Genomic DNA, 10203 nt, shown 5'->3' on the forward strand with positions numbered 1-10203 from the left:
AGATTTATGACGCCTCCGCGCTACAACCGTATCCTGCTGAAACTGTCGGGCGAAGTCCTGATGGGGCCATCGGGTCTTTCGATCGATCCGACCGTCACCGCGCGCGTCGCGCAGGAGATCGCGGACATCAAGGCGAAGGGCTACGAGATCTGCATCGTCGTCGGCGGGGGCAACATCTTCCGCGGCATGGCGGGCGCGGCACGCGGCATGGACCGCGCGACCGGCGATTACATGGGCATGCTCGCGACCGTGATGAATGCGCTGGCCGTGCAGAACGCGCTGGAGCAGATCGGCGTCGATACACGCGTCCAGTCGGCGATCCCGATGGCGTCGGTCTGCGAGCCGTTCATCCGCCGCCGGGCCGAGCGTCACCTCGAAAAGGGCCGCGTCGTGATCTTCGCGGCGGGCGTCGGCAGCCCCTATTTCACCACCGATTCTGGCGCCGCGCTGCGTGCTGCCGAGATGAAGTGCGATGCGCTGTTCAAGGGCACTTCGGTCGACGGCGTCTATAACGCCGACCCGAAGACGCACCCGGACGCCGTGCGCTACGAAACGGTCACGTACAGCCGCGTGCTGTCCGACGACCTCAAGGTCATGGACGCGAGCGCGATCGCGCTGTGCCGCGACAACAATATCCCGATCGTCGTCTTCAACATCCGCGAACCCGGCAATCTCGCCGCGGTGTTGGCGGGTGATGGCGTGTCGACGATCGTCCAGAACGAGCAGGAGCTTTAAGATGGCCGCATACGACAAGACCGACCTCGAACGCCGCATGGCTGGTGCCGTCGAAGCGCTGAAGAGCGATCTCGCAGGGCTCCGCACCGGTCGCGCGTCGACCGCGCTGCTCGATCCGGTGATGGTGACGGTGTACGGGTCGTCGATGCCGCTGAACCAGGTCGCGACCGTGTCGGCGCCTGAGCCGCGCATGCTGTCGGTGCAGGTCTGGGACAAGTCGAACGTCGGCCCGACCGACAAGGCGATCCGCTCGGCCGGCCTCGGGCTCAACCCGATCGTCGACGGCCAGACGCTGCGCTTGCCGATCCCGGATCTGACCGAGGAGCGCCGCAAGGAACTCGCCAAGCTGGCCGGCCAGTATGCCGAAAAGGCCCGCATCGCGGTCCGTAACGTGCGCCGCGACGGGATGGATTCGCTCAAGGTCGATGAGAAGAAGGGCGTGTTCGGCGAGGACGAGCGCAAGCGTCACGAGACCGAAGTGCAGAAGCTGACCGACAGCATCATCGCCGAGCTCGATGCGACCGCGACCGCCAAGGAAAAGGAAATCCTGGGCAAGTGAGATTGCAGGCCTCCTCGGCCGCGCCGCTCGCTGCTGTTCCTGTGGGCGCCGTTCCTGCAGGCGGGGCGGTGCCGCGTCATGTCGCGATCATCATGGACGGCAATGGCCGCTGGGCGAAGAAGCGGTTCCTGCCGCGCTTCGCCGGGCACAAGGCCGGCGTCGAGGCGGTGCGCAAGGTGACGCGCGCGGCGCGGGCGATGGGGATCGAGGCGCTGACGCTGTACGCGTTCTCGTCGGAGAACTGGCGGCGTCCGGCCGAGGAGGTCAGCGACCTGATGGGGCTGCTGCGGCATTTCATCCGCAGCGACCTCGACGAACTCGCCCGCGAGAACGTTCGGCTGCGCGTGATCGGCGACTATCACAGCTTTTCGCCCGATCTGGTGGCGATGGTCGACGATGCGATCGCGCGGACGGCGGGGAACAGCGGTCCGATTTTGGCGATCGCGCTGAATTATGGCGCACATGCCGAATTGGTGACCGCTGCGCGGCGTCTCGCGGAGCGGGCGCGGGATGGTGCGCTGGATCCGGCGAGCATCGATGAGGCGACGATCGAGGCGGAACTCGATACGCACGACCTTCCTCCGCTGGACCTGATGATCCGGACGTCGGGCGAGCAGCGTCTGTCGAACTTCCTGTTGTGGCAGGCGGCGTATGCGGAACTGCTGTTCGTCGACACGCTCTGGCCTGACTTTGATGCGGCCGCGCTCGCCGATGCTGTCGCGGCGTTTGGTCAGCGTCAGCGCCGCTACGGTGGTCTGTGAACCTCACCGACCCTGAAAAGGCGCCCGATCAGGCGTTGCGCACGCCGTCCAATCTCCAACTCCGGATGATCGCCAGCGTCGGCATGATCGCGGTGGCCAGCCTTGCGCTGACGCTCGGCGGGATCGCGTTCTGGGTGCTTGGCGTGGTGGCCGCGCTGTTCATGATGGCGGAATGGTCGATGCTGCAAGGCGCCGACGCCAAGACCAAGCGGATGACGCAGTTCGCGCTGTCGGTGCCGCTCGCACTGATGGCCCCCGCGTCGCTGATCCTCGTCATCCATGATTTCTTCACGCTGGGCCTGCTTGTGGGGGCGGCGTTCTTCGTCGTCATCACGACGCGCAAACCCAAGCTGGCGCTGGGCATCATCTATTGCGGTCTCCCCGTGTTCGCGCTGATGATCATCCGGCGGCAGGACGAGGGAATCCTCTTTACGCTGTGGGCGCTGTCGCTGGTGTGGGCGTGCGATATCGGCGCGTTCTTTACCGGGCGGACCTTGGGCGGGCCGAAGCTGGCGCCGGTGATCAGCCCGAACAAGACATGGTCGGGGCTGATCGGTGGTGTCGTGCTTGCGAGCGCGGTCGCAGCGGTGCTGCACACGCAATACGGCCTGCCGCTGCGGATGACGCTGGCGACGCCGGTGCTCGCCGTGCTCGCGCAGATGGGCGATCTTTACGAGAGCTGGTTAAAGCGCGTGGCGGGGGTGAAGGACAGTGGGAACATCCTGCCGGGGCATGGCGGTGTGATGGATCGGCTCGACGGGCTGGTCCCGGTCGCGCCAATCGCGGCGTTCCTCGTCCTGTTGCCGCATTTCTACGCATGAAGAGCGTCACGATTCTCGGTGCGACCGGCTCGGTCGGCACCTCGACGCTCGACCTTATCGAGCGTGAACCCGACCGCTTCCGCGTCGTCGCGCTGACCGCCAATTGCGATGTGACTAAGCTTGCCGCGGCCGCGATCCGCACCAACGCAGAGTTTGCTGTCGTTGCCGATGAGGGGTGTCTTCCCGAACTTCGTGAGGCGCTGGCCGGAACAGGGATTCGCGCGGGCGGAGGTGCCGAAGCGATCGCCGAGGCGGCGTCATCGGGCGCGGACTGGACGATGGGCGCGATCGTCGGTTGCGCTGGGCTGAAGCCGGTGATGGCGGCGATCGAGCAGGGCGGGACCGTGGTGATTGCCAACAAGGAGCCGCTGGTCTCCGCCGGCGACGTCATCCTCGCTGCGGCCAAGCGGACCGGCGCGACGTTGCTTCCTGCCGATTCCGAGCACAACGCGATCTACCAGTGCTTCGACGCGAGTCGGCCCGAACGTGTCCGGCGGATCATCCTGACGTGCAGTGGCGGACCGTTCCGCGACTGGACGACCGAGCAGATGCGCGGCGTCACGCTCGAACAGGCGGTGAAGCATCCCAACTGGTCGATGGGCGCGAAAATCTCGGTCGATTCGGCGACCTGCATGAACAAGGGCCTCGAACTGATCGAGGCGGCGCGGCTGTTCCCGATCGCGCACGGCCGGATCGAGATCGTCATCCATCCGCAATCGGTGATCCACAGCCTGGTCGATCATGTCGACGGGTCGGTGCTCGCGCAGTTGGGGCCCCCCGACATGCGCACGCCGATCGCGCACACGCTCGCCTGGCCGGATCGGATGGCAACGCCGATGGCCCCGCTCGACCTCGTCGCGATCGGCCGACTCGACTTCGAGGCACCCGATCCGGTCCGCTTCCCCGCGTTGCGGCTGGCTCGCGAGGCGCTCGACGCAGGCGGCGCTCGGCCGGCAATTCTCAACGCCGCCAACGAGGTAGCGGTCGAGGCATTCCTGCAACGGCGCATCGGCTTCCTCGAAATTGCCGCAATCGTCGAACATACGTTGTCGTGTTATGACCCGGCCGCGCCGGACAGCGTCGATGCCGTGCTGGCGATCGATGCCGAGGCGCGGATCTTGGCGGGCGAGCGTGTGAAGGATTACGCGGTTTGATCGAAACACCCGGTGTCCTGCTGACCATATTGTCGTTCGCCGCGGTGATCGGCCCCCTCGTGTTCGTGCACGAGATGGGACATTATCTCGCTGGGCGCATTTTCGGGATCAAGGCGGATGCCTTCGCGATCGGCTTCGGCCACGAGATTGCGGGCTTTACCGACAAGCGCGGCACGCGGTGGAAGTTCGGTTGGCTGCCACTCGGCGGTTACGTGAAGTTCGCAGGCGATATGAATCCGGCCAGTCAGCCCTCGGCCGAGTGGCTGTCACTGCCTGCTGACGAGCGTCAGCGTACGTTCCAATCGAAGCCGGTGTGGCAGCGCGCGATCGTCGTCGCAGCCGGCCCGGTCGTGAACTTCGTCGTCGCGGTCCTGATCCTCGCCGGCTTCGCGTTTGCCTATGGTGACATCCGCATGCCGCCGATCGTCGGCGGCACGGTTCCCGGCAGCGCCGCTGCGGCGGCCGGGCTGCAGGTCGGCGACCGGATCACCGCGATCGGGGGACGCTCGGTCGAGACGTTCGACGATCTTGCCCGCTACGCCCGCATCCGCGCCGGCGAGAGCACGCGGATCGACGCGCAGCGTGGCGGCCAGACGGTCTCACGCGATATCGTCATCGGTACCGAACTCCAGCGCGACCGCTTCGGTAACGAATATCGAATCGGTCGCCTAGGCATCGCCGGCAGCAAGCCGGTCATCGTCCCCGTCAGCCTGATCGAAGCGCCGGTGATCGCGGTGAAGCGCACCGGCGAGATCGTGTCGATGATGGTCGAGACGCTGGGGCAGGTCATCACCGGGCGTCGTTCGGTCAAGGAGCTCGGCGGGCCGCTCAGCATCGCGAAGGTGTCGGGGGAGCAGATGTCGCTCGGCCTCGACGCCTATGTCTTCCTGATTGCGCTGGTGTCGATCAATCTGGGGTTCATCAATCTGCTGCCAGTGCCGATGCTCGATGGAGGCCATTTGTTCTTCTATGCGATCGAAGCGGTGCGCAGGCGCCCGGTCGAACCGCAGGTTCAGGAATGGGCGTTTCGTGGCGGTCTTGCGGCAATCCTCGCGCTGATGTTGCTCGTGACCTTCAACGATCTCGGCAATTTCGGGCTCTGGAAGAACTTGGCCGGCTTGATCGGCTGACGACGATAGGGCAGGGCGGGCGCGCCTTGTATGTGCACGTTTTTAAGGTGGGTTTGGTGACAGCGATCAACGGTTACGATTTCGCGCGTAAGGGCGCCCTGCTGCTTGCAGGAACGATCCTGTCGGGCGTTCCCGCCTTTGCGCAGACGGCACCCGCCGCCTCGCCTTCTACCGCGCCCGCCGGAACGGCGACGCGGAACGGTGCAACGCGAGTCGCTCCGCCGGTAGTAACGCCCGTCGGCACGCCGGTATCCGTGCGGACGATAAAGACTTTGCGCGTCGAGGGATCGCAGCGCATCGAGGGTGAGACGGTGCTCAGCTATACCAAGCTGCGCGTCGGCATCCCCTATACCGCCGAGACGCTCGATCAGGCGCTGAAGGATCTCCAGGCCAGCGATCTGTTCGCGGATTACTCGATCGCAGGTGTCGAAGACGGCAATATCGTCCTCCGCGTGCGCGAGAACCCGATCATCAACCGCGTGATCATCGAGGGCAACAAGGCTCTCAAGAGCGACAAGATCACCAAGGAGATCAAGCTCGCGCCGCGCCAGATCTTCACGCGCACCGCAGTCCGCCAGGATATCGCGCGGATCATCGAGCTGTATCGTCGCCAGGGCCGCTTCGCCGCGGTGATCGATCCGAAGATGGTCAACCTCGACCAGAACCGCGTCGACGTCGTGTTCGAGATCAGCGAAGGGCCGAAGTCGAAGGTCCGCCAGATCAACATCCTCGGCAACGAGGTGTTCTCCGACGATCAGATCCGCGGCCAGATGGCGACCAAGCAGTCGCGTCTGTTCCGCTTGTTGTCGTCGGCAACCAGCTACGACCAGGATCGTCTGTCCTACGATCAGCAGAAGTTGCGCCAGTTCTATCTGACGCAGGGCTATGCCGATTTCCGTGTGACCTCGGCCGTGGCCGAGCTGACGCCGGACAAGAAGGACTTCATCATCACGTACGTGGTGGAGGAGGGCAAGCGCTACAAGTTCGGCGACGTCACCGTCGACAGCCAGATCCGCGACTTCGACAACACCAAGCTCGCGGCCTCGCTGCCGCTGAAGAAGGGCGACTGGTACAACGCCAAGCTGGTCGAGGATTCGGTCGACAACCTCAGCCAGACCGCGGGTCTGTTCGGTTACGCGTTCACCGAGGTGAACCCGGAGTTCCAGAAGGACGCCGACACGCTGACGATGGGGATTAATTTCAACATCGCCGAAGCCAAGCGCACCTATGTCGAGCGGATCGAGATCAACGGCAACACGCAGACGCAGGACAAGGTCGTGCGTCGCGAGATCCGTCTGGCGGAGGGCGACGCGTTCAACAGCTTCCAGGTGAAGCGCTCGCAGGATCGCATCAACTCGCTGGGGTATTTCCAGGACAAGATGGAGATCAAGCAGCTGCCGGGTTCGGCGCCTGACCGCGTTATCCTGGAGACCAACCTCGAGGAAAAGTCGACCGGCGAGCTTCAGCTGTCGGCTGGCTATTCGAGCCTCGAGCGCTTCATCATCCAGGCGAACATCACGCAGCGCAACTTCCGCGGCAAGGGCCAGGAACTGCGCGCCGGCGTGAACTATTCGAGCTATTCGAAGTCGATCGAGCTTGGCTTCACCGAGCCATATTTGTTCGACAAGAACATCGCGGTCGGTGGCGATGTCTTCCGCCGCGACTACAACTCGTTCAACTATATCGGCAACGATCGCCAGACGACCTATTCGCAGGTGTCGACCGGCTTCCAGCTTCGTGCCGGCGTGCCGCTGACCGAATTCTGGTCGCTGTCAGCGCGCTATGGTCTGTCGTACGATGAGGTCGGGCTGAACGAGTCGACGTACTTTACCAACGGCAAGTGCGATATCCAGCTGGCTGGGCGTTACCTCTGCGAAGCGATCGGTAACCGTTGGACATCGTCGGTTGGCTATTCTTTGATCCATGACACGCTGAATAGCCGCCTGCGTCCGACCGCCGGGTCGCGGTTCTCGTTCAGCCAGGATTTTGCTGGCCTCGGCGGCGATGTGAAATATATTCGCACGCGGGCGGAAGGCGCCAAATACTACAACATCGGCAGCGGCTTCATCCTGTCGGCGATCGGCGAAGGCGGCTACATCAAGTCGCTCGAAGGTAGCCGTGGCGAGGGTATCGACAAGGTCCGCATCACCGACCGGTTCTACCTCGGCGAGCCGCAGTTCCGCGGCTTCGATATCCGCGGCGTCGGCCCGCGTGTGTTGCGAACCCCGTATATGACGGACGCTTCGGGCAAGCAGGTGCTGGTCACCGATCGTAACCAGGTCATCGACGATGCGCTGGGTGGCAATGCCTATTATCTCGGCCGCATCGAACTCGAGATTCCGCTTGGGTCCGGCGCTCGCGAACTCGGGCTGCGTCCTTCGATCTACGTCCAGGCGGGTTCGTTGTTCAACATCACCCGGCCTGCGCTGACGGTCGAGAACGACGCGTATCCGACGACCACCGACGCGGCGGGCAACGTGACGCGCCTGCCGTTGCAGACGGCGATCACGAACTCCGCAGGGCAAGCCCTTTATGTCGTGCCGTCGACCGACACCACAAACGGTGGTCTGGGCACGACATGCGCCGTCGGCTACTCGGCGACGGCGGGTGGACCCTGTGCAGGAACGACGGTCAACACTGCGCAGACGCGCAGCTACGGACCGTATTTCGAGCAGTTCCTTGGCAACTCCGCCAAGCCACGTCTGTCGATCGGCATCGGCGTGAACTGGAACTCGCCGTTCGGCCCGCTCCGTATCGATCTCGCCAAGGCCTTGCTCTCGCAGCCGGGCGACGACCCCAAACTCATTACTTTCAACGTAGGGACACAGTTCTGATGACGACGTTCAAGACGCTTCTCCTCGCCGCAGCGCTCGTTGCGCCTGCCGCCATGACCGCGACCGCTGCCGATGCACAGGTTTCGGGCATTGCCGTTGCCGACGCGCAGGGTGCGATCGCCAACTCGAAGGCCTGGAACGCCGCGCGCGCCCAGATCGAGACGACCTACAAGGCCCAGCTCGACCAGGCCGAAACCCGCCGCCAGGCCGTTGCCCGCGAGCTCCAGCCGCTGGTCACCGCGTTCCAGACCGCACAGCGCGCACCCGGCGCGTCCGAGGCGACTCTGCGTCCGCAGGCTCAGGCGATCCAGACGCGTGAGAACGCGGCGAACCAGGAACTCGCTCGCCTGACGCAGCCCGCCCAGCGCGCGCAGCAATATGCGATCGAGCAGATCCAGGCGAAGCTCAGCGATGCCGTCACGGCCGCGGTTCGTGCCAAAAACGTCAGCCTGTTGCTGCGTCCCGAGGCTGCGCTGTTTGCACAGCCTACCGCCGACATCACCGCGGCGATCACGACCGAGCTCGATCGTCTCGTGCCGAGCGTCAGCACGGCAGTGCCGGCAAACTGGCAGCCGAACCAGCAGGGTGGTCAGCAGCAGCAGGGCGCCGCGCCGGCTCCAGCAGGTCGTACGCCTGCCGCTACCCGCACCCCGCAGGGTCGTTAAGTCATACCGATGACCGAGACTGTGAACGACACGGCCAAGACGAGCTTGGGTCCGCTCGATATCGGGCGCGTCATGGCCGCGTTGCCGCATCGCTATCCGTTGCTGCTGGTCGATCGTGTCGAGGATCTGATCCTCGACACGTCGATCACCGCGATCAAGGCGGTGTCGATGAACGAGCAGTTCTTCCAGGGGCATTTCCCCGGGCGCCCGATCATGCCGGGCGTGCTGATCGTCGAGGCGATGGCGCAGGCGGCGGGGATCCTCGCGGTCGAGTCGCTGGGTCTCGCAGGGTCGGGCAAGCTCGTCTATTTCATGGCGATCGACGGTGCGAAGTTCCGCAAGCCGGTCGAGCCAGGCGTTTTGCTGAAACTCGAAGTGACCTTCGTCCAGAAGCGCAGCTCGGTGTGCAAGTTCTCGGGCCGCGCGCTGGTCGACGGGCAGTTGGTCGCCGAAGCGAACTTCACGGCGATGATCGCCGACCCGCCGAAAGCCTGATGTGAGGCTCTAGCCTCGCGTTGTTGTAAATTCGGGCGCGTCCGTGTACGGGCGCGCCTTCCTTTTCAGGCTGGTCGGAACCAGCCACATACGGAGAAGTCCCATGAAGGCCGATACGCACCCCGATTATCACATGATCACCGTCCAGATGACCGATGGCAGCAAGTACCAGACTCGCACCACCTGGGGTAAGGAAGGCGACGTGATGACGCTCGAGATCGATCCGCTCGCGCATCCGGCATGGACCGGCGGCCGCGGCACGATGCTCGATACCGGCGGCCAGGTCGCGCGCTTCAACAAGCGTTTCGGTGGCGGTCTCACGCTCCGCAAGTAAGCTTAAGTCCCGGAATGGATTGATACTAATCCATTCCGGGGTCTTTTATTAAGACGGCGTTAGGGATCGACGGCTAAATTTGGGCTCGCAAGGACGAGGACCCCATGTTCGCCGCCGACTTCGAACCCGCAGAGCGTAAGTCCCGGCGCAGCGCACCGCGCGCTCCGATTTCGCTCGATGTCCGGCTCGGCAAGACCGGCCGCACGCTTTGCAGAGTGGTCGACATCTCGATCCACGGTGCACGACTCCAAACCTATTCGGCGCTCAAGCGCGGCACCAGCATCTGGCTCAACCTTCCACAAGTCGGGCAGGTCGTCGCCGAAGTGATGTGGGCCGATGACTACACGGCGGGTTGCAAGTTCCACACTCCCCTTCCGGCGACCGTATTCGAAGCGCTGGTCGCTACGGCGTCCTCACGCTGACGCGTTGCTGAGTGGACGTGCCGCCGTCCGCCGCATTTCTCCTCAGGTGAGCTTCAGGCCTGATCGAACGTGAGCGCTCGATCGGTCTGCCTCGTCTGGGGAGGGGGTTCTGCCTCGACACGCAGCTGGTCTGCATCGGCAAGGACAGCCTTCGCTCAGAACGCGATCGTGACAAACCATCGCCCCTGCACGAGGTACGAGAGGGCGTCACAGGAAGCCTCGCCTCTGATTTTCCAGAAACTGACCTCAAACTGTAAAAAAGCGTTTGACGGGTCGGGGAGGTGGCCCTAGAG

General features: G+C 64.2%; 11 protein-coding genes. All 11 read left to right on the top strand.

Annotated elements, in window-relative coordinates:
* Nucleotides 1-6 precede the first annotated feature (6 nt).
* A complete protein-coding gene (gene pyrH, locus O6X71_RS18260; RefSeq protein WP_056066004.1) occupies nt 7-735 on the top strand; it encodes a UMP kinase in 729 nt (242 codons plus the stop codon).
* 1 nt (nt 736) lies between these two features.
* Nucleotides 737-1294 (top strand): ribosome recycling factor, encoded by a 558-nt coding sequence (gene frr, locus O6X71_RS18265; RefSeq protein WP_056055952.1) that lies wholly within the window; start codon nt 737-739, stop codon nt 1292-1294.
* Between the two features lie 68 nt (nt 1295-1362).
* Complete coding sequence (locus tag O6X71_RS18270; RefSeq protein WP_353467139.1) at nt 1363-2055, top strand: isoprenyl transferase; 693 nt, start codon at nt 1363-1365, stop codon at nt 2053-2055.
* 65 nt (nt 2056-2120) lie between these two features.
* Nucleotides 2121-2876 carry a phosphatidate cytidylyltransferase gene (locus O6X71_RS18275; RefSeq protein WP_353467152.1) on the top strand — a complete coding sequence of 252 codons (756 nt, stop codon included), beginning with the start codon at nt 2121-2123 and terminating at the stop codon, nt 2874-2876.
* Nucleotides 2873-4030: a 1-deoxy-D-xylulose-5-phosphate reductoisomerase gene (locus tag O6X71_RS18280; protein ID WP_353467140.1), complete on the top strand. Its 1158-nt coding sequence runs from the start codon at nt 2873-2875 to the stop codon at nt 4028-4030. Before O6X71_RS18275 ends, O6X71_RS18280 begins: the two co-directional genes overlap by 4 nt.
* Nucleotides 4027-5160, top strand: a complete 1134-nt coding sequence (gene rseP, locus O6X71_RS18285; protein WP_353467141.1) for an RIP metalloprotease RseP — start codon at nt 4027-4029, stop codon at nt 5158-5160. Before O6X71_RS18280 ends, rseP begins: the two co-directional genes overlap by 4 nt.
* A gap of 53 nt (nt 5161-5213) precedes the next feature.
* On the top strand, nt 5214-7994 hold the full coding sequence (gene bamA, locus O6X71_RS18290) for an outer membrane protein assembly factor BamA (RefSeq protein WP_353467153.1): 2781 nt from the start codon (nt 5214-5216) through the stop codon (nt 7992-7994).
* The gene (locus O6X71_RS18295) at nt 7994-8659 is read left to right on the top strand and encodes an OmpH family outer membrane protein (protein WP_353467143.1); all 666 of its coding nucleotides are present in this window, start codon (nt 7994-7996) and stop codon (nt 8657-8659) included. Before bamA ends, O6X71_RS18295 begins: the two co-directional genes overlap by 1 nt.
* Before the next feature lie 9 nt (nt 8660-8668).
* Nucleotides 8669-9154: a 3-hydroxyacyl-ACP dehydratase FabZ gene (fabZ, locus tag O6X71_RS18300; RefSeq protein ID WP_353467144.1), complete on the top strand. Its 486-nt coding sequence runs from the start codon at nt 8669-8671 to the stop codon at nt 9152-9154.
* A 103-nt stretch (nt 9155-9257) separates the two neighbouring features.
* The gene (gene rpmE / locus O6X71_RS18305) at nt 9258-9488 is read left to right on the top strand and encodes a 50S ribosomal protein L31 (RefSeq protein WP_055880673.1); all 231 of its coding nucleotides are present in this window, start codon (nt 9258-9260) and stop codon (nt 9486-9488) included.
* Nucleotides 9489-9592: 104 nt separating this feature from the next.
* Entirely contained in the window at nt 9593-9910 is a 318-nt protein-coding gene (locus O6X71_RS18310; RefSeq protein WP_353467145.1) for a PilZ domain-containing protein, read from the top strand.
* Nucleotides 9911-10203 lie beyond the last annotated feature (293 nt).

The sequence above is a fragment of the Sphingomonas faeni genome (assembly GCF_040407505.1).
Classification (GTDB): Bacteria; Pseudomonadota; Alphaproteobacteria; order Sphingomonadales; family Sphingomonadaceae; genus Sphingomonas; species Sphingomonas faeni_E.